Genomic DNA, 23,152 nt, shown 5'->3' on the forward strand with positions numbered 1-23,152 from the left:
ACGATGGACCATCTGATCCCCCAGCTCTCGATCTTCGTGCTGGCGTGCTTCGTCGGCTATTACGTCGTGTGGTCGGTCACGCCGGCGCTGCACACGCCGCTGATGGCCGTCACCAACGCCATCTCGTCGGTCATCATCGTCGGTGCGCTGATCGCCGCGTCGGCCGCGGTCGGGGGCAGCGAGACGTCGAAGTGGCTGGGGCTGCTGGCGGTTGCGCTGGCGTCGGTCAACATCTTCGGGGGCTTTGCGGTGACGCAGCGCATGCTGGGCATGTACAAGAAGAAGGACCGCAAGGTCGGGGGCAGCAAGTAAATGCACGAGACACTCGCCGCCACGCCCGCCTGGGTGCTCCTCGCCTATCTGGTGTCGGGGGTGCTGTTCATCCTCGCGCTGCGCGGCCTGAGCAGCCCCGAGACGTCGCAGCAGGGCAACCGCTACGGCATGATCGGCATGACGATCGCGGTCGCCACGACGCTGATCATCCATAATGTCGGCCTGCCGCTGATCGTCGGCGCGATCGCCATCGGCGGCGGCATCGGGTACTTCATCGCCCAGCGCATCAAGATGACCGCGATGCCCGAACTCGTCGCGGGCTTCCACAGCCTCGTCGGCATGGCCGCGGTGCTGGTCGGTGTCGCGGCGTACCTGAACCCCGATGCCTTCGGCATCATCGATCCCGCGACCGGCGAGATCGCCGCGGTCAGCCGGGTCGAGATGGGCTTGGGCGTCGCCATCGGTGCGATCACCTTCTCCGGGTCGGTCATCGCCTTCCTGAAGCTGTCGGGCCGCATGTCGGGGGCGCCGATCCAGCTGCCCGCGCGCCACGTCATCAATCTCGGCCTCCTCGCCGCGATCCTGATCCTCGTCGGCTATTTCACCGTCGACCAGTCGCCGTGGGTGTTCTTCACGATCACCGCGCTCAGCTTCATCATCGGCTTTCTGCTGATCATCCCGATCGGCGGCGCGGACATGCCGGTCGTCATTTCGATGCTCAACAGCTATTCGGGCTGGGCGGCGGCGGCGATGGGCTTCACGCTCAACAACTCGGCGATGATCATCACCGGCGCGCTGGTCGGCTCGTCGGGCGCGATCCTCAGCTACATCATGTGCACCGCGATGAACCGCAGCTTCATCAGCGTCATCGCCGGCGGCTTCGGCGGCGAGTCGGTGTCGGGTGACAAGGGCGCGGCGGTCGAGCGGCCGTGGAAGCGCGGCTCCGCCGAGGACGCGGCCTTCATCATGCAGAATGCCGAGAGCGTCATCATCGTGCCCGGCTACGGCATGGCGGTCAGCCAGGCGCAGCACGCGCTGCGCGAGATGGGCGACCTGCTCAAGAAGGACGGCGTCAGCGTCAAATACGCGATCCACCCGGTCGCGGGGCGCATGCCGGGGCACATGAACGTGCTGCTGGCCGAGGCCAACGTGCCCTACGACGAGGTCTTCGAGCTTGAGGACATCAACTCCGACTTCGCGCAGGCCGACGTGGCGTTCGTCATCGGCGCGAACGACGTCACCAACCCGGCCGCCAAGACCGACAAGACGTCGCCCATCTATGGCATGCCTGTGCTCGACGTCGAGAAGGCCAAGACCGTGCTGTTCGTGAAGCGCTCGATGGGCGGCGTCGGCTATGCCGGTGTCGACAACGACGTGTTCTATATGGACAACACGATGATGCTGCTCGCCGACGCCAAGAAGATGGTGGAGACGATCAACAAGTCGCTGGGGCACTGAACCACGCTTCGGTCGTTGGGGGACGACAACGGGAGAATATCATGCGCGCCGCCTTCATCGTCCTGCCCCTCCTGGCTCTCGCCGCCTGCCAGTCGAGCAACAGCTCATCGATGGGCGCGACGCGTGACATGCCGCCGTCACAGGTCCGCACCGTCCAGCTGCTCGGCCCCAACGGCGAGCTGCGCGGCACCGCTTCGCTCGAGGCACGGCCCGCCGGCCTGCGCATCGCGGCGCGGGTCGAGGGTCTCGCGCCAGGTACCTACGCCATCCATTACCATCGCATCGGCCTCTGCACGGCGCCGACCTTCGACAGCGCCGGCCCGCACTTCAACCCGCTGACCAAGCAGCACGGCACCGAGAACCCGATGGGCCCGCACATGGGCGACCTGCCCAACATCATCGTCGGTGCCAGCGGCAAGGGCGAGATCACGCACACCGTCGATGGCCTGATGCTGACCGGCGGCCCCAACGCGCTGCTCGACGCCGACGGTGCGGCGGTCGTGCTCCACGCGGGTCCCGACGACTACAAGACCGATCCGTCGGGCAATTCGGGCAAGCGCATCGCCTGCGCGACGCTGGGCGCCTGACCACCGTTCTTGACGCTGGCCGCGCCGCCCCGTAGTGGAGCGGCCCGCGCGCGTGGCGGTCGTAGCTCAATTGGTTAGAGCGCCGGTTTGTGGTACCGGAGGTTGCGGGTTCAATCCCCGTCGATCGCCCCAGCGGGCTCAATAGCGCGTCACCTCGGGATTTGCAGGGATCCGATCAGTGAAGCCGGTGCAGGATGCGCAGGTTAATTTTCCCATGCGCCTATCGGTCGTCGTTCCGCATCGTGGCGATCCTGTTCAACTGACTGAATGCGTCGCAGCCCTTGCCAGCCAACAGGCCGAGTTCGACGAGATCATCGTCGTCGCCAACGGCAGTGCTGATAACGCGGCTGCAATCCGCGCGCATGCTGCCGCGATCTGCACGTCGGCTATCGTCCTCCATGAGCCGAAGATCGGTGCGGGGCCGGCACGCAACGCTGGCGTGGCCGCGAGCAGCGGCGACTGGCTCGCCTTCATCGACAGCGATTGCTTGGCCGCGCCCGACTGGATCGCGGCGGGCAGGCGTGCATTGTCGACCCGGGCGGTGTTCGGCGGCGCGATCGTCATCACGCCAGCCGTCGCCGGACAGCCGACAGCGATAGAGGCTTTCGACATGGAATTCGGCGTCGATGCTGCGCGCTTCCTGAAACGCTCGCGCCATCTTCTGACTGCCAACCTGTTCTGCACGCGCGCCGCCTTCGACCTGATCGGCGCGTTCGAGACGGGCGTGCCCGAAGACAAGGACTGGTCATACCGTGCGCTCGCCCGCGGAATACCGCTGGCGAGCGCAGCCGATGTCGTCGTCGAGCACCCGGCGCTGATCAGCTGGCCGCAATTGCGCTACCGCTGGCGGCGGATGACCGCCGAGGAATTCGAGTTCCACCGCGGCCGGCCGCTCGGGGCGTTGGCGTTCTGGCTGCGCAGCTGGCTCGTGCTGGCGTCGATCGCGCCGCATGCCGTCCGGATGCTGCGCAGCAAGCGGGCACGGCCGGTGCCGCCGGGATCGGTGCTGGTGCTCGGTCGCAGCCGCTTCGACCGCTTCGTCTTCGCGCAGAAGCTCGTGATCAAGTGTCTGCTGCAACCCGGGCACGAAGCTCGGGCGACATCTTAGGCGGCAGCAGCAGTACCGCCGCCGTGCCGATCGCCGCCAGCGTCAGGAGAGTGGCGGAACCCGCGGTGGCCTCTGGCGCAATCAGCCAGGCGAGGCCCAGCATCGCGAGATCGCTGCCGATGAACACGCCGATCGTCGAGATGCGCCAGCGCGAGCCGAGCAGGCCGGCGACCCGATTGGCGGCGTGCCACCGCTCCCACCCGCCGCCGTCGCGCAGGCGCGGCTCGAGGATCAGCCGCAGATAGTATTTGATCTGCGTCGTCCGTGCGGCGTGGTGGATCCAGAGCAGCCCACCGATGCCGCAGACGATCGTATAGATAAGCGGCATGATCCGCGTCGTCGTCGGATACACGGCCATGGCCAGCGCGGCCGCGAGGAACAGCGGCATCAGCAACATCAGGATGACGTTCTGCAGCCTGATCCGCGTGATGATCTCCGCCCGCAATGCGTGATACTCGTCACGGTCGATCGTTTCTGCCGTCGTCACCGGACCTCCGCGAGCGCCGCGGCGTCGGGCGCGTATGCCGCGGCCGGGTGCGCCGCCGCCAGACGGCGCAGCCAGGCCTTGTCGTTGTCCCACCAGCGCGTCGCTTCGATCGCGGCGATCACTTCGGGCGTGAAGCGGCGGCGCAGGAGTCGCGCCGGTACGCCTGCGACGATCGTATAGGGCTCGACCGCCTGCGTCACGACCGCGCCCGTCCCGATCACGGCGCCCCGGCCGATCGACTTGCAGCCCGGCATCACCGTCGCGTTATGGCCGATCCAGACATCGTCGCCGATCGTCAGCCAGGCCGGATCGAGCCGGTCTGCCGCGATGACCCCGAGCCCGGCATCGTAGAGATAGGGGTGCGTGGTCAGTGCATCGAGCGGATGGTTGGCGCCGACGATGCGCGCGCTGGGCGCGATCGAGCAATAGCGGCCAATCCGCGTGCGTCCCGAGACGCGCAGCGGATCGAAGCAGCCATAGCTGTAGAGGCCGACCTCGATCTCGTAGCGAGCAGCGAACCAGCGGCGCAGCGAGAGAGACTCGTACTCCCGCCGCAGCAACAGTTTGAGCCAAACCCTCTCGCCAAGACGTTGCAGGGTCCCCATCGCACAATCGATATGACAGATTACGGGGCCAAAACAGACGAAACCTGCCCGGTGGCACCGGGGCGGCACAAACCGCGCGTTATGAGCCCGTTGGCGATTGCCATTTCGCCGCGGAATCGACATGAGTTTTGGGGACGTCGGGGTTGTGGGGGCCGTTGAAATGGATCGTAACGTCGCCGGTTCGCGCGCGCGGTCCGTCACCGCCCGCCGCCGCGCGGGCCATTCGCCATGGCGCTGAAACCGATCCGTTCGCTGAAGGGCGCGCGGGTCGTCTTCGTCGACCTCAACAACTTCGCCACCTTTCCGACGCTGGCGATCGGGCTGCTGGTCGCGTCGCTGCGCAATGCCGGCTTCGGCGTGCAGCTCGTCTCCCCGCTCGCGCATGACGTTCCCGCCGCCGAACGCGAACGTGCCGAACGCAGTTGGGACCAGCTGGCGCGGCGCGTCCACCTATCGACGCATCCGACGCTGCGCTGGGCCCGCGACGGTGCGCGACGGACACGCGCCTGGCTGAAGAACCGGCCGCAGCCGCGCGTGCTCGCCGAAGTCGCGCGCGCCCTCGACCAGCAGCCGGGCGCCATCCTGTTGTCGGCCTATCTTCAGCACTACCGCACCGTCGTCGAGATCGGGCGCATGGCGGCTGCGCGCGGCGTTCCGCTGCTGCTCGGCGGCCCGATGTTCAACCAGGCCGAGACCGCCGACGCCTGGCGCGACATCCCGGGCCTGACCGCGCTGGTCGGGGCGGAGGCCGATCTGTCGATCCCGGACATCGTCCGGGCGGCGATCGACGGCGGCGACCTGCTGCAGTTCGGCGGTGTCGTCCTCCCCAGCGGCGCGAAGTCCGCGGTTGCGCCGCCGCTGCGCTCGCTCGAGGCCGTCCCGGTGCCCGATTTTTCGGACTTTCCCTGGGACCGCTACCGCATCCACATCATCCCGGTGATGGCCGGGCGCGGCTGCCAGTGGAACAAGTGCAATTTCTGCAGCGACATCGTCTCGGTCAGCGGCCGGACCTATCGCGGTCGCAGCGTGGAGTCCGTCCTCAACGAGATGCGCGAACAGGCGCGGCGTCACCAGACGACGAACTTCCTGTTTCTCGACCTGAAGCTCAATTCCAATCCGGCCTTCTTCCGCGGCCTGATCGACGGGGTGCAGCGTAGCGTCCGCGGCGCGCAGTGGATCGGCACGGTGCACGTCGATCAGCGTGCCAACAACGGCCTGTCGCGCGCCTATCTGCGCGCTGCGGTGGCCGCCGGCATGCGGCGCGTCAGCTTCGGACTGGAGAGCGGCAGCCAGCGCATGCTCGACCTGATGGACAAGGGCTGCACGGTCGAGGCGAACAGCGAATTCATCCGCGAGGCGCACGACGCCGGGCTGAGTGTCCGCGCAACGATGTTCAAGGGCTATCCCGGCGACACCCCCGATGATCTGATGAAGACCGCCGACTTTCTGCGGCGGCATCAGCCCTTCATCGACCGCGTGCGCTTCAACGACTTCTCGATCCTGACCGGCACGCCGATCTACGACCGGGTCGCCGCCGACCCGGCCGCCTTTCCGGGCATCGTGGTGCACCGCTACGACCATCGCAACGCCCGCGCGTTGTACGTCAACACCGACACCGGTCACCGGGACTATCGCCGGGCGAAGGCCGAGGTCGCGCGTGCCGTCCATGCCATCAACCGCCGCAAGCTGCGCTCGTCGGCCCAGGCGTTCGATGGGCTGATGTAGGCGTGACCTATGTCGACAGCTGGACGCAGTCAGATCCGCTGCGGCGGCGCCTCAGACGGCTGACCAAGGGCGAACGCCGCGAGGAGGCGATCGACTTCCTGAAGCTGTACCACCACGAGCTCGAGCTCCCGCCCGCCGACCTCGAGAAGCGCACGCGCGCGGTGCTGGCGGAGTTGCAGCGCACCGGCAGCTATACCCACACCACCGCCGAGCTGAGCTTCGGCGCGCGCGTTGCGTGGCGCAACCACGCCAATTGCATCGGGCGGCTGTACTGGAAGTCGCTCGAGGTCAACGACGCCCGCGACGTGACCGACCCCGATGAAATGGCGCTGCGGGTCATCGCCCACCTCGGCAAGTCGACGACCAGCGGCGCCCGCCGCTCCGCCATCACGATCTTCGGCCCGGCGCGAGACGACCGGCCCACGGCCTATTTCGATTGCCACCAGCTCACGCAATATGCGGGCTATCTGCGGGACGACGGGGTGCTCGGCGATCCGCAGAATGTCGAGGCGACGCGCTCGGCGATCGCGCTGGGCTGGCAGCCACCGGCAACCCCCAGCGCCTTCGACCTGCTGCCGTTCGTCATCCGCGACGCGACCGGGCCGCGGCGGCTGTACGAACTGCCCCCGGGAACAGTGCGCGAGGTCGATATCGTGCACCCGACGCTGCCCGGCATCGCGTCTCTCGGGCTGCGCTGGTACACGGTGCCACTCGTCACCGACATGATCCTGACCATCGGCGGCATCGATTATCCATGCGCGCCGTTCAACGGATTCTACATGGCGACCGAGATCGCCTCGCGAAACTTCGTGGATCAGGCGCGGTACAATCTGCTCGACCGCGTCGGCGACGCGATCGGCGTCGACAAGGCCGACCCATACTGGAAGGACCGCGCGCTGACCGAGCTGAACCGCGCCGTACTGTCCAGCTTCAATGCGGCCGAGGCCGCCATCATCGACCATCATGCGGCGAGCCAGCAGTACATCGACTTCGTCCGGATCGAGCATGCCCTGGGCCGCGACGTCTCGGGCAACTGGGCGTGGATCGTCCCGCCACAGGCGTCGGCGGCGTGCCCGGTGTTCCATCTGCCGATGACCGACCATCACGACGTGCCCAATTTCTACCGCACGCGCGCGATCGACGGCGCGGCACTGCGCTCCGCCAAGCTGACCGAGCAGCGCGGCCGGACGCTACGCCGGGTCGACCGTATCAAGCGCCGCCTGCGGCACTGGCTACGCACGCGCGGTTGACCGCCGCCCCGGGGGGCTAATTGGCAGCTGCTACGGCGAGCAGCGCTGCATCCACCGCTGCTGTCGCCGAGGCATCGCCCGGCATGTCGTTCGCCAGCGCCGAGAAGACCAGCATCCGCCCGCTTGCCGCGATCATGAATCCCGACAAGGCGTTCGCGGCGTTCAGCGTTCCGGTCTTGGCGAACAGCTTGCCTTCTAGCGGTGTGCCGCGGAAGCGCCGGGACAGCGTACCGTCGACGCCGGCCACAGGCAGCGTCGCCTGCCACGCTGGCCCCCACGTCTGGCCCTGCGTCCAGCGCAGGAAGCGTACCGCGGCGCGCGGGGTCAGGCGGTTGTAGCTCGACATGCCCGAGCCGTCGGCGAAGTCATACGACCAGCGCTCGACGCCCGCGGTGTCGAGCATGTTGCGCACCGCGCGCTGCCCGTCGGCGACCGAGCCCGTTCCCGCGACTGCGCCGACGCGGCGCAGCAGCAGTTCGGCGTGGAGGTTCTGGCTGACCTTGTTGATCACCCGCAGATTCTCGGTCAGCGGCGGCGGCGCGAGGCGCGCGAGGACCGGCTGTCGCGGCAGGCGCGGCGGGGGCGCGGTGTCCCGCGTCGCCGGGTCGTCGAACGCTGCGAGCGGACGGTGCCACGTCCCGACCGTGCCCGTGACGCGCACCCCCAGCGTCCGCAGCAGGTCGGCGAGCCGCCAAGCCGCCCGGTGCGCGGGGTCGTCGACCGCGACACTCAGCGTCACCGGAGCCTGCCCGGCGGCGATGTGCCCCGTGACGCGCAACACCGCGCTGCCCGGCACACGTTCGACGCTCAGCCTTGACCCCGTGCCGCCCGTGACGGCGCGATTGACGATGCTGTAATAGCCGTCGCTCGTCAGCGACGGGGCCGCGCCGGGCCTGCCGGGCGAGACGACGACGGGCACGACATTGTCGTCGATCGTCAGCGCCGAGATCGCCGTGCCGTAGCGGCCGGGCATGTTGTTCCAGCTCATGCCCTGCGGCCAGCGTTCGTCGGGAAAGGCGCTGTCGTCGCCGATCACGTCGTGGACGACGCGCGTCCGCGCCGCGACGACGCGCGCCAGCTCGATCAGGCAGTCGCTCAGGCAGTCGGCGGCGCTCGACAGGCGCGCGTCGCCATGGCCCGCGATGACGACGTCGCGACCCTCCAGCCGCACCGACGCCCCGGCGCCGCCATCGGCCGCGCTCGTGTCGAGCAGCGCGAAGGCTGCGGCGGTCGTGAACATCTTGGTGTTCGACGCGGGCACGAAGCGGTCATCGGGCCGGACCGCGACGATCTCCCGGCCCTGGTCGTCGACGACGACGAGGCCGATGCGCGTGCCGGGCCCGGCGCCGGCGAGCGCGCGCTCGACCGCCGGGTCGAGGGGGGCGGCAGCGACGAGCAGGAGGGACAGGACCAGACGGATCATCAAGCCGGGCGACCTAGCATTTATGACACACTCATGCGGCCATAAGCGCGTGCAGGCCATAGACAATGCTTTGCGCGCTTGACGCGCACGGGCGACGCCGCGCACCTTTCGATCAGGTTTCGCCGCTCCGATCCGGATGCGGCGGCAGTCGACAGGGGCGTGGGCAGCAGACCGGCACAAGCCGGCGCGGGCACGGGCACAAACGAGGGTGGGAAGATGAAGTCACTGAAAGTCCGGCCGTATTGCGCGCTGCGCACGGCGTCGAGCTGGTCCGCGCTGGCGGTCGTGCTGGGCCTCGCATCGCCCGCCCTCGCGCAGACGGCGGGACCCGCGACGGCGACCGAAACCCCGGCCGAGGTTGCGGCGGCGAGCGTCGAGGAAGACATCATCGTCACCGGCTCGCGCGTCGCGCGCGACGGCTTCCAGGCGCCGACGCCGCTGATGGTGCTGACGCAGGAGGAGATCCAGACCTCCTCGCCGTCGAACAACATCGCCGATTTCGTCAACCAGATGCCGGCGCTCGCGGGCTCGACCCGGCCCGCCAACTCGCGCCTCAACCTGTCGAGCGGGCAGGCGGGCATCAACGCGCTCAACCTGCGCAACCTGGGCGAGATCCGCACCCTTGTTCTGCTTGACGGGCGGCGCTCGGTCGGCTCGACGATCACCGGCCTGGTCGACGTCAACACCATCCCCCAGTCGCTGGTGCAGAGCATCGAGGTCGTCACCGGCGGCGCGTCCGCAGCGTACGGCTCCGACGCGGTCGCGGGCGTCGTCAACTTCGTGCTCGACAAGAAGTATGAGGGGCTGAAGGTCAATGCCGACAGCGGCGTCACCGAGCGCGGCGACGGCTTCAACTATTCGGCGAGCGTCGCCGGCGGCCTGGCCTTCGGCAGCGACAAGCGCGGTCACATCCTGCTGTCGGGCGAGATCGCGCACCGCGACGGCATCTTCCAGGTCGATCGCGCCTGGAACGCGACCGGCTACGTCCGCATCCAGAACCCGGCGTACAACGCGACGACCAACTCCAGCGTGCCGCAGTTCCTGATCCGCCGCCAGGTCGGCGCGGCGAACTCGACCCCCGGCGGCCTGATCACCGGATCGGCCGGTGGCGTCGCCAACCGCCTGCGCGGCACCTATTTCGGGGTTGGCGGCGCGGTCCAGCAGTACCAGTACGGCGCGCTGACCTTCCCGGCGCCGTCGGGTGCCGCCGCACCGACGCTGACCCAGGGTGGCGACTGGCAGGTCAACGACTCCGGCCGCCGCATCGGCCTCGATCCCGAGGACGACCGCTACGGCTTCTTCGGCCGGCTGAGCTATGAAGTCGGCGCGAATACCGAGCTGTTCGCCGAGGCGTCGTACAACCGGCAGAAGATCTTCTTCAACGCCGGCCCGAACCTCGCGACCGGCGTCTCGCTGTCGGCGACCGGCTGCGGCACGGCGGCGACGGCGGCTGCGGCGCCGACGACCTGCAACGCCTTCCTGTACAACGCCCTCGGGCCGGCGGCGCTGACCGGCATCACCAGCGTGACGATCGCCTCGACGGCGGCCGACCTGCCGTTCCGCGGCGTCGCCAACAAGCGCGAGGTGCAGCGCTACACGCTGGGTGCCAAGGGCAGCTTCGAGCTGTTCGGCAAGGACGCGCTGTGGGACCTCTACGGCCAGTACGGCCGCGCCGACCTGCGCGAGGGCCTTCAGGACATCATGAACATCGGCCGCATGGCCAATGCGACCGCCGCGGTCTTCGCGCCCGCCGGCAACACTGGAGGGTATGCGACGGGGTCGATCCAGTGCGCGATCAACGTCGATGCCAGCGCGGCGAACGACGACCGCGCCTGCGTACCGCTCAATCGCCTCGGCATCGGCGTCGCGAACCCCGCGGCGATCGCCTATGTGCTCGGCAATCCCTACCGCGACGAGACGGTCGAGCAGTACAACGCCGCCGTGAACCTCGCGCTGACCCCGTTCGCCACCTGGGCGGGCGACGTCAGCGTCGCGGTCGGCGCGGAGTATCGCAAGGAGCAGATCAGGGGCTTCGTCCCCGACGAGTTCCAGCCGCTCGCCACGCTCGACGCCAACGGCCGCCCGACGACTACGAACCGCTGGTCGGTCGGCAACTATCTGCCGACGAACGGCAGCTACAATGTCAAGGAAGCCTATGTCGAGGTGGTCGTGCCGCTGGGCCTGGGCATCGAGTTCAACGGCGCGGCGCGTGCGACCGACTATTCGACCGCGGGCTATGTCACGACGTGGAAGGCCGGTGCGACCTGGCAGCCGATCAAGGACGTTCGTTTCCGGGTTACGCGCTCGCGCGACATCCGGGCGCCCAACCTGAACGAGCTGTTCGCCGCCGGTTCCGCCAACAGCGATTCGGTGCGCAACCCGGCCTTCACCAACGACGGCCTGAACGGCCCGGCGACCTTCGGCTATTCGGCGAACGTCACCGGCAATCTTGCCCTGAAGGCAGAGAAGTCGGACACCTGGAACGCCGGCGTCGTCGTCGCGCCGAGCTTCATCCCGGGCTTCAACCTGTCGGTCGATTATTTCCGGATCAACCTGAAGGACGCGATCAGCACCTTCAGCGCGCAGGACATCATCGACCTGTGCTTCCGCGGGCAGCAGCAGTTCTGCGACGCCTACACCACCGATCCGTCGCGCTCGATCCCCGGCCAGCCCTATCTGCTGTTCCGCAGCCAGCCGTTCAACGCCGCCAGCCAGCTGGTGCGCGGGGTCGACATCGACGCCAGCTACCGCCTGCCGCTCGACGCGATCTTCGACAAGGCGCCGGGGACGGTGACGCTGCGCGGCGTCGCGACGCGGTACATCGACAATCTGTTCAACAGCGGCGTGCCCGGCGCCGTGGTCGTCAACTCGGTCGGGGCGAACGGCGGCCAGGCGAGCACGCCGAAGTGGATCTACCGCTTCAGCGCGACCTATGACACGCCGACCTTCTCGGTCACCGGCGTCGGTCGCGGCGTCAGCGCGGGCAAGTATGTCGCGAACGGCATCGAGTGCCAGACCAACTGCCCGGTCTCGACGACGCTGTTCCCGACTTATGAAGAGAACCGCGTGAAGGGCCTGTTCTACGCCGACCTCAACATCACGGCGAAGGTCGAGATGGGCGGCCGGGACGCGCAGTTGTTCGTGAACGTGACCAACCTGTTCGATGCCGACCCGCTGCTGGTGCCGGAGACGGGTCTGGCCGCGAACAGCACCTACTCGGACCTGCTGGGCCGGCAGTTCCGCGTCGGGGTCAGGGTCGCGCTGCGATAGGGGTTTAGTGCGACCGCGTCAGCGCCTTCATGGCGCGGTCCAGCCCTTCGAGCGACAGCGGGTACATGCGGTCTTCCATGACCGTCTTGATCATCTGGATCGACTGGCTGTGCCCCCAGCTCTTCTCGGGGATGGGGTTCAGCCACGCGGCGGCGTGATAGACGTCGAGCATGCGGCGCATCCAGACGTCGCCCGCTTCCTCGTTCCAATGCTCGACCGAGCCGCCGGGATAGTTGATCTCGTACGGGCTCATCGACGCGTCGCCGACGAACACCAGCTTGTAATCGTGCGGAAACTTGTGGAGCAGGTCCATCGTCGGCGTGCGCTCCGACCAGCGCCGCTTGTTGTCCTGCCACAGCGCCTCGTACGGGCAGTTGTGGAAGTAGAAGAATTCCAGATGCTTGAATTCGCTGCGGGCGGCTGAGAACAGCTCCTCGCAAACCTTGATGTGTGGGTCCATCGACCCGCCGACGTCGAGCATCAGCAGCAGCTTGACCGCATTGTGCCGCTCGGGGCGCATGACGATGTCGAGGTAGGCCTTCTTCGCCGTGCCGCTGACGGTGGCGTCGAGATCGAGCTCGTCAGCCGCGCCGTCGCGCGCGAACTTGCGCAGGCGGCGCAGCGCGACCTTGATGTTGCGCGTGCCGAGTTCGACGGAGCTGTCGAGGTTCTTGAACTCGCGCTTGTCCCAGACCTTTACCGCCGACCCCTTGCGCCCCTCGGCCTGGCCGATGCGCACGCCTTCGGGATGCGAGCCGTACGCGCCGAACGGCGACTTTCCGCCCGTGCCGATCCACTTGTTGCCGCCCTGGTGCCGCTCCTTCTGCTCCTCGAGCCGCTGTTTGAGCGTCTCCATGAGCTTGTCCCAGCCAAGCTTCTGCAACTCGGCCATTTCCTCCGGGCTCAGGTTGAGTTCGGCGATGCGCTTGAGCCACTCCTCGGGGATCTCCGCGGTACCCAGCTCGACCGTCGGCTCGATACCATTGAACACCTTGGAAAAGACTTGGTCGAACCGGTCGAGCAGGCCCTCGTCCTTCACGTAGGTCGCGCGCGCTAGATAGTAGAAATCCTCGATATTCCGGTCGATCACATCGGCCTGCAGCGCCGCGAGCAGCGTCAGATGCTCCTTGGTCGACGCAGGAATCTTGGCGGCGCGGAGTTCGTCGAGGAAGTTGAGGAACATTACTCTGCTGCCTCCGAAAGCGGCTCGGGCGGCATGTTGTGCCCCAGCATCCGCAGCACGTCCGCCGCGCAATCCACGATGTTCGACCCCGGGCCGTAGATGCCCGACACGCCGGCGGCGCGCAGGAACTCGTAGTCGCCCGCCGGGATGACGCCGCCCGCGAAGACCTTGATGTCGCTGCGGCCCGCGGCGCGCAGGCGGTCGATGAGTTCGGGGATCAGCGTGCGGTGGCCTGCCGCCAGCGAGGAGCAGCCGATCGCGTCGACCGACGCCACCAGCGCCATTGCCAGCGTCTCGTCGGGGGTCTGGAACAGCGGGCCCGAGACGACGTCGAAGCCCAGGTCGGCGAAGCCCGACGCCACGACGTTCGCGCCGCGGTCGTGGCCGTCCTGGCCCATCTTGGCGATCAGGATCTTCGGCTTGTGGCCCAGCCGCGCCTCGACCGACGCGATGCCCTCCTGCACCGCCGCCCAGCGCGGGTCGCCCTTGTACGCCTCGCCGTAGATGCCCTTCACCGGCACCGGCGTCGTGCCGTAGCGGCCGAACACGTCCTCCATCGCCGACGAAATCTCGCCGAGGGTGGCGCGGGCGCGCGCCGCCTCGACTGCCAGCGCGAGCAGGTTGGCCGAGCCCTTCGCACCCTCGCGCAAGGCATCGAGTGCCTCTGTGCACGCCGCCTCGTCGCGCGCCGCCCGCAGGGCCGCGAGGCGTGCCACCTGGTCGTCACGGACGGCGACGTTGTCGACCATCAGCGTGTCGATCTTGTCTTCCTGCGCCAGGCGGTACTTGTTGACGCCGACGATCACCGTCTCGCCGCGGTCGACGCGCGACTGGCTGGCGGCGGCGGCCTCCTCGATCATCTGCTTGGGCCACCCGGCGGCGATCGCTTGAGTCATGCCGCCCTCGGCTTCGACGCGCTCGATCAGCGCCCAGGCGGTCTCGGTGAGTTCGCTGGTCAGCGCCTCGACATAATAGCTGCCGCCCAGCGGATCGACGACGTTGGTGACACCGGTTTCCTTGGCCAGGATCAGCTGCGTGTTTCGCGCGATCCGCGCCGAGAACTCGCTCGGGAGCGCGATCGCCTCGTCGAGCGCGTTGGTGTGGAGCGACTGGGTGCCGCCGAGCACTGCGGCGAGCGCCTCGACAGTTGTCCGGACAACATTGTTGTACGGGTCCTGCTCGGTCAGCGACACGCCGCTGGTCTGGCAATGGGTGCGCAGCATCTTCGAGCGCTCGGACTTGGCGCCGAGCTGCGTCATCGCGCGATGCCACAACAGGCGCGCGGCGCGCAGCTTGGCGACCTCCATGAAGAAGTTCATGCCGATCGCGAAGAAGAAGCTCAGCCGCCCCGCGAAGGCGTCGATGTCGAGCCCCTGCGCCTGCGCGGCGCGGACGTAATCCATGCCGTCGGCGATGGTGAACGCGAGCTCTTGGACCTGCGTCGCGCCGGCTTCCTGCATGTGATAGCCGCTGATCGAGATCGAGTTGAACTTCGGCATCTCGGCGCTGGTGTAGGCGATGATGTCCGCGACGATCCGCATGCTGGGGGCGGGCGGATAGACATAGGTGTTGCGGACCATGAACTCCTTTAGGATGTCGTTTTGGATGGTCCCGTCGAGCAGCGACCGCGCGACGCCCTGTTCCTCGCCCGCGACGATGAAGAACGCCAGGATCGGGATCACTGCGCCGTTCATCGTCATGCTGACCGACATCTTGTCGAGCGGGATGCCGTCGAACAGGATCTTCATGTCCTCGACGCTGTCGATCGCGACGCCCGCCTTGCCGACGTCGCCGGTGACGCGCGGGTGGTCGCTGTCGTAGCCGCGGTGCGTCGCGAGATCGAAGGCGACGCTCAGCCCCTTCTGCCCGGCCGCGAGATTACGGCGATAGAAGGCGTTGGATGCCGCGGCGGTCGAGAAGCCCGCATACTGGCGGATCGTCCAGGGCTTCCCCGTATACATCGTCGCGCGGACGCCGCGCGTGAACGGCGCGAGGCCGGGCAGGCCGGGGTCGAGGCTCGCCGTGTCGGCGGCGGTGTAGAGCGGCTTGACCGCGATCCCCTCGGGCGTCGTCCAGTCGCTCAGCGGCCCCTTGGATTCGCGTTCCGCGAGGGCCTGCCAGTCGGCGAGGAGGGGGATGGACATTATTGCTGCTCCGTTCCCCACCGGGATGACGCGGGGCAGGGCAGTGCGTCAAGTGCGGGCGCGCGTTGCAGCGGTCTGAGGGAGGCGCAGAGGAACGGCCTGCACTGCCAGCACGTGCGGCTGAACGAAAAAGGGGCGCCGTGTTGCCACGGCGCCCCCCAATTTCAGATGACGTCGAACGTCAGGCCGTGACGCTCGTGCGCGTGCGGCGGCGGGCGGCGAAGCCGACCATGCCGAAGCCGGCGATCATCAGGCCCCAGGTTGCGGGCTCCGGCACCGTGCTGATGCTGAAGTTGACGCCGGTCGAATCGCCACCGAAGCTGCCGTTGCGGTCGATGATGAAGCCGAACACGTCGCCGCTGTTCAGCGAGGTGATCCCGCTCAGCGTCGCCGAGTCGAGGTAGTTCGAGATCACGCCACGCGTGCCGAGCGTCACGACGCCGCCGACCGACGTGAAGGTGCGGTAGCCGATGCCGGTGGTGGTATCGATACCGCGCGACTGGATGTTGATCAGATAGTTGAAGTCGCCGCTCTCAGGCAGCGTGAAGGCGATGTAGTTCGACAGCGAGTCGCTGTCGCCCGGGTGAACCAGGATCGCGGTCGCCGGAACGTTGACCGTCGGGAAGCTGCCGCCGACCGAAGCCTGCGGGACCAGCCCGGCGTTGTTCGCGGTCGAGAACAGGCAGGTCGAGCCCGTCCCGAAGGCGCACGTCGGCGCACCGGTGCCGCTGCCATCGAACGCCGTCAGCGTCACGCCGTCGGTGTAACCATAGCTGAAGCCGCCGTTGCCGTTGACGCCGTTGAACTGACCGAAAGCCGACGTGTTGACCACGGCAGCGGCCGGGGCTGCGGCAACCGCGGCGGCGACCGCCAGCGTTGCAAAAAACTTGTTCATTAAAAACTCTCCCTACACGAACCTTCGCGGTAAAACGCGATGCAAGTACCGGGCCAACCCGTTTCACCATCGTGAAGCCTTCGGACCTTCGCAACGAGTGTAAAGAATCTCGACACTCTACGCACGACCGTTACGATCGTCGGATAGTCGCGACACTCTGAGCCCAGGCCGTCCCGCCCGTGTCGACGGCTATCCTGCTGAAAGCACAATCTTAACCTGGATCAAAGCGAACGCCCCGCGGCGACGCCGCTCGCCCAGGCCCATTGAAAATTATAACCGCCAAGCCAGCCCGTCACGTCGACCGCTTCGCCAATCGCGTAAAGGCCGGGCAGGTGGCGCGCCGACATCGTCTGCGAGCTCAGGCCAGCCGTCGAGATCCCTCCAGCGGTTACCTCGGCCTTGGCGAAGCCCTCGCTGCCGTTCGGGGTGAAGCGCCAGTCGGACAGGCGCGCCTCGACGGCGCCGAGCGCGCGGTCGGTCAGGCTCGCAAGGTCGCCGGGCAGCGCGATGCGGGCGCCCAGCGCCTCTGCCAGCCGGTCGGGCAGATGGCCGCCGATCAGGCTGCGCAGCGTCGCGCGGGGGCGGGTACGCTTGGCCGCGAGCGCCCAGCCCGGGTCGGCGCCGGGCAGGAAGTCGATGCCCACCGATGCACCGTGCTTCCAGTAGCTCGAGATCTGCAGGATCGCCGGGCCCGACAGGCCGCGATGGGTGAACAGTGCAGCCTCGGCGAACGCCACCTTGCCGCAGCGCGCGACCACCGGCGTGGCGACGCCCGACAGCTCGCGGAACAGCGCCTCGTCGGCGCCGAGGGTCAGCGGCACCAGGGCAGGGCGCGGCTCGACGACCTTGAGGCCGAACTTGCGCGCGAGGTCGTAGGCAAAGCCGGTCGCGCCGAGCTTCGGGATGGCGGGGCCGCCGGTGGCAATGACCAGCGCGGGGGCGCTCGCTGTGCGGTCGCCGAAGGTCACGCCGAACTGCCCATCGGCATAGCTGACGTCGCGGATCGGGCTGCCCAGCGCGATCTCCGCGCCATCGGCCTCGTCGAGCAGCAGTCGGACGATCTGGCGCGCCGAACCGTCGCAGAACAGCTGGCCCAGCGTCTTCTCGTGCCACGCGATGCGGTGGCGCACGACGAGCTCGAGGAAGTCCTGCCCCGTGTAGCGCGCCAGCGCCGACTTCGCGAAGTGCGGGTTCGCCGACAGATAGCGATCGGGGGCTGCGCCCAGATTGGTGAAATTGCACCGCCCGCCACCCGAGATGAGGATCTTCTTCCCCGGCTCCGGGGCGTGGTCGATCACCAGCACGCGTTTGCCGCGCTGCGCCGCTATACCGGCGCACATCAGCCCGGCACCGCCGGCGCCGAGGATGATCGCATCGTAGGGGGTGGGGGATTTCATGCAGCGCACCCCCTACGCGCGTCATGCTGGCGTACGCCAGCACCCATCGGCGCAGGTGCACCACCATGGGTGCTGGCATTCGCCAGCATGACGCGGCTAGAGGGACATACGAACCGGAGACCCACCAGGATGAAAACCCGCGCCGCCGTCGCCTTCGCCGCGAAGACCCCGCTCGAAATCGTCGAGGTCGACCTCGAAGGGCCGCGCGAGGGCGAGGTGCTCGTCGAGATCATGGCGACGGGCATCTGCCACACCGACGCCTACACGCTCGACGGGCTCGATTCGGAGGGGCTGTTCCCGACCATCCTGGGGCACGAGGGCGCCGGCATCGTCCGCGAGGTAGGGCCGGGCGTCACCTCGGTCGCGGTCGGCGAGCATGTCATCCCGCTCTACACCCCCGAATGCCGCAAGTGTAAGTCATGCCTCAGCGGCAAGACCAACCTGTGCACCGCGATCCGCGCGACGCAGGGGAAGGGCGTGATGCCCGACGGTACCTCGCGCTTCAGCTACAAGGGCCAGATGCTGCACCACTACATGGGCTGCTCGACCTTCTCGAACTTCACCGTGCTGCCCGAGATCGCGGTGGCGAAGCTGCGCCCCGACGCGCCGTTCGACACGTCGTGCTACATCGGCTGCGGGGTCACGACGGGGGTCGGCGCGGCGATCTGGACCGCGGGCATCGGCGTCGGCGACACGGTGGTGGTGTTCGGGCTGGGCGGTATCGGCCTGAACGTGCTGCAGGGTGCACGCATGGCGGGCGCGGGGCGGATCGTCGGGGTCGACATCAACCCGGGGCGCGAGGCGATGGCGCGGCAGTTCGGGATGACCGACTTCGTGATGTCGAAGGGCATGGACAATGTCGTCCCGCACATCATCGAGCTGACCGGCGGCGGCGCGGACTACAGCTTCGACTGTACGGGCAACACCGACGTGATGCGCGCCGCGCTCGAATGCTGCCACCGCGGCTGGGGCAAGTCGGTGGTCATCGGCGTCGCGGAGAGCGGCAAGGAAATCAGCACGCGGCCCTTCCAGCTCGTCACGGGGCGCGTGTGGACGGGCAGCGCGTTCGGTGGTGCGCGGGGGCGCACAGATGTCCCTAAAATCGTCGACTGGTACATGGACGGCAAGGTCGTCATCGACCCGCTGATCACCCACCGCTTCCCGCTGGAGCGCATCAACGAGGCGTTCGACCTGATGCACCGCGGCGAGAGCATCCGCAGCGTGGTGGTGTTCTGATGGACACCGTCAGCACCGCAAAATGCTTCGGCGGGACGCAGGGGACGTACCGCATCGACAGCGCCGCGACGGGCACCGCGATGCGGTTCGCGGTTTTCGTGCCGCCGGGCGAGGGGCCGTTTCCGGTGCTGTGGTTCCTCGCCGGGCTGACCTGCACCGAGGATAACTTCACCCAGAAGGCGGGCGCCCAGCGCATCGCCGCCGAGCTCGGCCTGATCCTCGTCGCGCCCGATACGTCGCCCCGCGGCGAGGGCGTCGCGAACGACGAGGCGTACGACATGGGGCAGGGCGCGGGCTTCTACCTCGACGCGACGCAGGCGCCCTGGGCCCAGCATTTCAGGATGTATTCGCACATCGTCGACGAGTTGCTCGGCGTGATCGGCGCGAACTTTCCGGCGGACATGAGCCGACAAGGCATCAGCGGCCATTCGATGGGCGGGCACGGCGCGTTGACGCTTGCCCTGCGCAACCCCGACCGCTTCCGCAGCGTCTCGGCCTTCGCGCCGATCGTCGCGCCGAACCAGGTGCCGTGGGGGATCAACGCACTGGGGAAATATCTGGGCGAGGACCGCGCGGCGTGGCGCAGGCACGATGCGGTCGCGCTGATCGAGGACGGGGCGCGCGTGTCCGAACTGCTCGTGGATCAGGGCGACGCCGATCCTTGGTTGATCGACCAATTAAAGCCGGAACTGCTCGTCGATGCGTGCGCGGCGGCGGCCGTGCCGCTGACCCTGCGCTGGCAGCCGGGGTACGAGCACGGTTATTTCTTCGTCCAGAGCTTTATCGAGGATCATCTGCGCTGGCACGCGGCGCGGCTGGTGTAGCGCGAAAGACCCCGCCGGGCCGATTGCCACGGCGGGGGAAACGTGGGGTTCAGCGCGTCAGGGTGACGGTCTCGCCGGTCGGCAAAGTGACGGTGCTGACCTCGAAGGTCGCGATCGGGCGCTTGGGCGCCTCGTCGTTGGTCGGCAGCACGCCGGCGAAGTTGGTGCCGTTCAGGCTGAGGCCCTGCAGGTTGCGGCCATTGAGCGAGAGGCCGTTCACGACGAAGCCGTTGAGCCGGAGGCCGTTCAGGACGAAGCCGTTCGCGCGCAGGCCGTTGAGCTGCAGGCCGTTCATCGCCATGCCGTTGAGCTGCATGCCGTTGAGCTTCATGCCGTTGGTAAACAGGCCATTCGTCGCGAGGCCGTTCATCGCCATGCCGTTGATCGTGATCCCGTTAAGCGAGATGCCGTTGATCGTGATGCCGTTCATCGCCAGGCCGGCGTTGGCGGGGGCGGTTGCAGCGAAGGTGCCGATGACGGCGACGGCGGCGATGGTCAGAGCCTTGATCATGTGAATTCTCCCTGTTGAATCTTGCGGTTAAGCTGTTGATCTTGTTGCCGGCGGCATCAGCGCCTCCGATGCCCCGCTTATCGTCCGGGCCGCGGTTTCATCACAGGTGCAATGAACGGCGGAGGCTTGCTTTGGCAGGCAGGCGGTTGCGCCCGGTTGCAAATGGCCCCAGAAACCGTTTCGGGAGTGTGCATGTCCGATCCGGCAAGGCAGTTCGGCGACCGTCTGTCGCTCGCCATGAAGCTGCTCAACATCAGTCAGGGGGCGCTGTCGTCGGAGGCGCGCGCCGACAAGTCGCTGGTCAGCCGCTGGGCGCGCGGCATCGCCGCCCCGCGCGGCCCCTATCTCGCGGTGCTGACCGGCATCGTCCGCGCGCGCGTCCCGGCGTTCAACCAGCTGTCATGGGACCTGCCGCTCGATGCCTTCGCGGCATTGCTCGGCGGCGAAGCCCCTCCGCCGGAGCCCGCGCCACGCCCCGCCGCCGCGCCGTCGGACATTCCCCACTCGCGCCTGCAGAGCGCGGTCGAGGTGGCGCGCGAGGGCGCTGCCTATCCGGGCCTGTACGCGCTGTTCCGCGTCGCCTTCCGCAACACCGGCGAGCTGCTCGCCGAGCTGATCGTCCTGTGGCGCGAAGGCGACCGGCTGTTCTTCCGCTCGTTCGACCCGTCCTTCTCGCACGCCGGCGAGCTGTTCATCATTCGTCACCAGCTGTTCTCGATCGCCGAGGACGACGCCCGTGCCGACGGCATGAGCTACTGGATCGTCAACGGCGTCGCGGGGCAAAAGGCGTATCGCTGCGACGGCATCGCCATGTCGGTCGCGGGCGACCGCTACCGCACACCGGGCGCGACGGTGTTCGTCCTGCAACGCATCGCCGAACTCGGCGACGACGGCGCGCCGCCGCCGGTGGCGGTGCTGACCGCGATCTCGGCGCGCATGAAGGCGGCGTATGTGGAAGGGCGCATCGACGATCTTGCGGGCCCGCGGATCTGCGCCGCGATCCGCAGCGTCGTCGGCGTGCCGCGTGTCGACGGCACCGTCGACCATCACCTGCGCCAGCCGATGGAGCGCTCGCTCAGCGTCTCGGAAGTCGAGCTGTCGCCCGACATCGCCGCCGACATCGACCGCGTCTGCGCCGATTTCACCGAAGGGTCGGGCGCGGTGCCGCTCGCCTACACGCGGATCTCGGCGTGAGCCTCAGCCCTTCGACCGGTTGAAGATCAGCGCGCCGCGGCGCCGGGCCTCGGCCTCGTCGCAGGGGCTGGCGCGCAGCTGCGGCGCGGACTTGAGCAGCACGTCGAGCGGCAGGATGTCGGGGATGCGCGTGTGCGCGACGCAGACCGCGCCCGCGGTGCCCCACCCGGCCTCGAACTTGTACTTCGGATCGTCGGTCGAATCCGGCACCTGGATGCGCAGCACGTCCCACAGGTCGATCGAGGTGCCGTCGCGGGTGTGCGCGACGCCGCGCCCGTCGTAGGCCGCGCGCACCATGTTCTGGCACGCCTGGTAGAAGGGCCCGAGGTCCTCGCCGCCTGGCCCCCTGCTGGCGGGGTCATAGCCCCACAGGATGCACTTGGCCTGGCTGCCCGAGGTACAGGTCAGGAACCACTTGCCGGGCGGGCGGGAGTAGCGGCCGTCGGCATCGAACTGGCCGGGGACAGGAAAGCCCGACTTGCGGCCATAGGCGTCGGGCTCGCACATCGGGGCAAAACTGCCGTCGGGCAGTTGTACGGACAAATCGTGGAGCAATGTCGCGGCGCGCTCCTTGGCGGGCCTGACCGCATCGATGCGCGCGCGGATCGGCCGGCCATTGGGGTCAGTCATGTCGAGCACCGCGCCGACCAGCTGTTCGGAGGTCAGGCGCTGACCCGCATCGGTGGTCAGCACGAAGCGGCTGCCCTCGACGGTCAGCGTCGCGGCGGCGACCGGCGTAGCGGCCAGCGCACCCAGCAGACCGAGTATGTGCAGCAGGCGGCGCATCGACAGGATCCCCCGGACAGGCAAACGGGGCGGCACGCGTGCGCCGCCCCTAACAGCTTCTCAACTTTAGCCGGCGATCGTCAAGCGCTCACCATTCGGCAGCGTCACGGCCGTGACCGCGAAGCCCGTGCCAACCGTCTGTGCGACCGCGCCGGTGTCGGCTCCGTTGAACAGCCGCCCGTTCAGGAACCTGCCGTTCAGGACGACGCCATTCAGGACCAGGCCGTTGAAGTTCTTGGCATTCAGGGAGATGCCGTTGTACTTGATACCGTTGAACGTGAGGCCGTTGAACTGCACGCCCTGCAGCGAGATGCCGTTGAACTGCACACCCTGCAGCGAGATCCCGTTCAGCTGCACGCCGTTGGTCCGCCACCCGTTCCACGTAATGCCGTTGAGCACGAGGCCGTTCAGCTTGGCACCGTTGAGCTTGATGCTGCAGCCGGCACATGCGGTCTGCACCGGCTTATCGGTCGGCTCCTCGGCGGCGGGAGTGGGGGCGGGTGCCGCGGGCGTCGCCAGCACCGGCGCCGTCTTCGCCGCAGCGATCCCGTGCGTCGCGATGCCGTTGGTGCTGCGACCCTGCAGGACGAGGCCCGGCCCGGCGAGCGCGGGGGCAGCGGCACGAAGGTGCCGATGGCGGCGAGCGTGATGGTCTTGATCATGATCGTGTCTCCCAAGAATGGCCACCGCTTTGCCGCGGCGATGGCGGTCCTCTAGGGGGCGGCGCCGGGCCCGGGCAGATGCATCGGCGGGCCGCAACCGGTGCATCGGGTGCGCACCGGGCCTGCAACGGTTG

Annotated in this window: 20 protein-coding genes and 1 tRNA gene; 11 read left to right on the forward strand and 10 right to left on the reverse strand. The window is 68.1% G+C overall.

Going from position 1 to position 23,152, the window contains the following annotated elements:
• Nucleotides 1-3 precede the first annotated feature (3 nt).
• From FMM06_RS05585 to FMM06_RS05605, 5 genes are all read left to right on the forward strand, one after another.
• Nucleotides 4-312: an NAD(P) transhydrogenase subunit alpha gene (locus FMM06_RS05585; RefSeq protein ID WP_143555165.1), complete on the forward strand. Its 309-nt coding sequence runs from the start codon at nt 4-6 to the stop codon at nt 310-312.
• On the forward strand, nt 313-1,731 hold the full coding sequence (locus FMM06_RS05590) for an NAD(P)(+) transhydrogenase (Re/Si-specific) subunit beta (RefSeq protein ID WP_143555166.1): 1,419 nt from the start codon (nt 313-315) through the stop codon (nt 1,729-1,731).
• A 41-nt stretch (nt 1,732-1,772) separates the two neighbouring features.
• Complete coding sequence (locus tag FMM06_RS05595; RefSeq protein WP_143555167.1) at nt 1,773-2,318, forward strand: superoxide dismutase family protein; 546 nt, start codon at nt 1,773-1,775, stop codon at nt 2,316-2,318.
• A 55-nt stretch (nt 2,319-2,373) separates the two neighbouring features.
• Nucleotides 2,374-2,450, forward strand: a tRNA-His gene (locus FMM06_RS05600).
• Nucleotides 2,451-2,496: 46 nt separating this feature from the next.
• Nucleotides 2,497-3,426, forward strand: a complete 930-nt coding sequence (locus FMM06_RS05605; RefSeq protein WP_143555168.1) for a glycosyltransferase family 2 protein — start codon at nt 2,497-2,499, stop codon at nt 3,424-3,426.
• Here the strand turns inward: FMM06_RS05605 and FMM06_RS05610 are convergent.
• Nucleotides 3,380-3,913, reverse strand: coding sequence for a hypothetical protein (locus tag FMM06_RS05610; protein ID WP_143555169.1), 534 nt, complete (start codon nt 3,911-3,913; stop codon nt 3,380-3,382). The two genes, FMM06_RS05605 and FMM06_RS05610, sit on opposite strands and share 47 nt — an antisense overlap.
• Entirely contained in the window at nt 3,910-4,473 is a 564-nt protein-coding gene (locus FMM06_RS05615; protein WP_235889090.1) for a CatB-related O-acetyltransferase, read from the reverse strand. Before FMM06_RS05615 ends, FMM06_RS05610 begins: the two co-directional genes overlap by 4 nt.
• Before the next feature lie 273 nt (nt 4,474-4,746).
• Here FMM06_RS05615 and FMM06_RS05620 point away from each other — a divergent pair, with 273 nt between their 5' ends.
• Both FMM06_RS05620 and FMM06_RS05625 read left to right on the forward strand, forming a co-directional pair.
• Nucleotides 4,747-6,243 carry a B12-binding domain-containing radical SAM protein gene (locus tag FMM06_RS05620; RefSeq protein ID WP_143555171.1) on the forward strand — a complete coding sequence of 499 codons (1,497 nt, stop codon included), beginning with the start codon at nt 4,747-4,749 and terminating at the stop codon, nt 6,241-6,243.
• Nucleotides 6,244-6,245: 2 nt separating this feature from the next.
• On the forward strand, nt 6,246-7,493 hold the full coding sequence (locus tag FMM06_RS05625) for a nitric oxide synthase oxygenase (protein WP_143555172.1): 1,248 nt from the start codon (nt 6,246-6,248) through the stop codon (nt 7,491-7,493).
• Nucleotides 7,494-7,509: 16 nt separating this feature from the next.
• Here FMM06_RS05625 and dacB read toward each other — a convergent pair whose 3' ends face one another.
• Nucleotides 7,510-8,916, reverse strand: coding sequence for a D-alanyl-D-alanine carboxypeptidase/D-alanyl-D-alanine endopeptidase (dacB, locus tag FMM06_RS05630; protein ID WP_143555173.1), 1,407 nt, complete (start codon nt 8,914-8,916; stop codon nt 7,510-7,512).
• Nucleotides 8,917-9,132: 216 nt separating this feature from the next.
• Between dacB and FMM06_RS05635 the strand changes: the two genes are divergently transcribed.
• Nucleotides 9,133-12,186 (forward strand): TonB-dependent receptor plug domain-containing protein, encoded by a 3,054-nt coding sequence (locus FMM06_RS05635; RefSeq protein ID WP_143555174.1) that lies wholly within the window; start codon nt 9,133-9,135, stop codon nt 12,184-12,186.
• A gap of 4 nt (nt 12,187-12,190) precedes the next feature.
• On the opposite strand, the gene FMM06_RS05640 is transcribed toward FMM06_RS05635, so the two are convergent.
• The 4 genes from FMM06_RS05640 to FMM06_RS05655 form a co-directional block, all read right to left on the reverse strand.
• On the reverse strand, nt 12,191-13,369 hold the full coding sequence (locus FMM06_RS05640) for a vWA domain-containing protein (protein WP_143555175.1): 1,179 nt from the start codon (nt 13,367-13,369) through the stop codon (nt 12,191-12,193).
• A complete protein-coding gene (gene scpA, locus FMM06_RS05645; RefSeq protein ID WP_143555176.1) occupies nt 13,369-15,513 on the reverse strand; it encodes a methylmalonyl-CoA mutase in 2,145 nt (714 codons plus the stop codon). Before scpA ends, FMM06_RS05640 begins: the two co-directional genes overlap by 1 nt.
• Nucleotides 15,514-15,694: 181 nt before the next feature.
• Entirely contained in the window at nt 15,695-16,408 is a 714-nt protein-coding gene (locus tag FMM06_RS05650; RefSeq protein ID WP_143555177.1) for a PEPxxWA-CTERM sorting domain-containing protein, read from the reverse strand.
• Between the two features lie 221 nt (nt 16,409-16,629).
• Nucleotides 16,630-17,805, reverse strand: coding sequence for a BaiN/RdsA family NAD(P)/FAD-dependent oxidoreductase (locus FMM06_RS05655; protein WP_143555178.1), 1,176 nt, complete (start codon nt 17,803-17,805; stop codon nt 16,630-16,632).
• A gap of 129 nt (nt 17,806-17,934) precedes the next feature.
• Here FMM06_RS05655 and FMM06_RS05660 point away from each other — a divergent pair, with 129 nt between their 5' ends.
• Together FMM06_RS05660 and fghA are read left to right on the forward strand one after the other, a co-directional pair.
• Complete coding sequence (locus tag FMM06_RS05660) at nt 17,935-19,041, forward strand: S-(hydroxymethyl)glutathione dehydrogenase/class III alcohol dehydrogenase (RefSeq protein WP_143555179.1); 1,107 nt, start codon at nt 17,935-17,937, stop codon at nt 19,039-19,041.
• Nucleotides 19,041-19,865: an S-formylglutathione hydrolase gene (gene fghA / locus FMM06_RS05665; RefSeq protein ID WP_143555180.1), complete on the forward strand. Its 825-nt coding sequence runs from the start codon at nt 19,041-19,043 to the stop codon at nt 19,863-19,865. The genes FMM06_RS05660 and fghA overlap by 1 nt, the downstream gene beginning before the upstream one ends.
• Nucleotides 19,866-19,914: 49 nt before the next feature.
• Here fghA and FMM06_RS05670 read toward each other — a convergent pair whose 3' ends face one another.
• Nucleotides 19,915-20,376 carry a hypothetical protein gene (locus FMM06_RS05670; RefSeq protein ID WP_143555181.1) on the reverse strand — a complete coding sequence of 154 codons (462 nt, stop codon included), beginning with the start codon at nt 20,374-20,376 and terminating at the stop codon, nt 19,915-19,917.
• A 192-nt stretch (nt 20,377-20,568) separates the two neighbouring features.
• On the opposite strand from FMM06_RS05670, the gene FMM06_RS05675 reads away from it, so the two are divergent.
• Nucleotides 20,569-21,570 (forward strand): hypothetical protein, encoded by a 1,002-nt coding sequence (locus FMM06_RS05675; protein ID WP_143555182.1) that lies wholly within the window; start codon nt 20,569-20,571, stop codon nt 21,568-21,570.
• A gap of 3 nt (nt 21,571-21,573) precedes the next feature.
• On the opposite strand, the gene FMM06_RS05680 is transcribed toward FMM06_RS05675, so the two are convergent.
• A complete protein-coding gene (locus tag FMM06_RS05680) occupies nt 21,574-22,356 on the reverse strand; it encodes an ADYC domain-containing protein (RefSeq protein WP_143555183.1) in 783 nt (260 codons plus the stop codon).
• 66 nt (nt 22,357-22,422) lie between these two features.
• Nucleotides 22,423-23,124, reverse strand: coding sequence for a pentapeptide repeat-containing protein (locus tag FMM06_RS05685; protein ID WP_143555184.1), 702 nt, complete (start codon nt 23,122-23,124; stop codon nt 22,423-22,425).
• Between the last annotated feature and the right edge of the window lie 28 nt (nt 23,125-23,152).

Source organism: Glacieibacterium frigidum (assembly GCF_007097155.1).
Lineage (GTDB): Bacteria > Pseudomonadota > Alphaproteobacteria > Sphingomonadales > Sphingomonadaceae > Glacieibacterium > Glacieibacterium frigidum.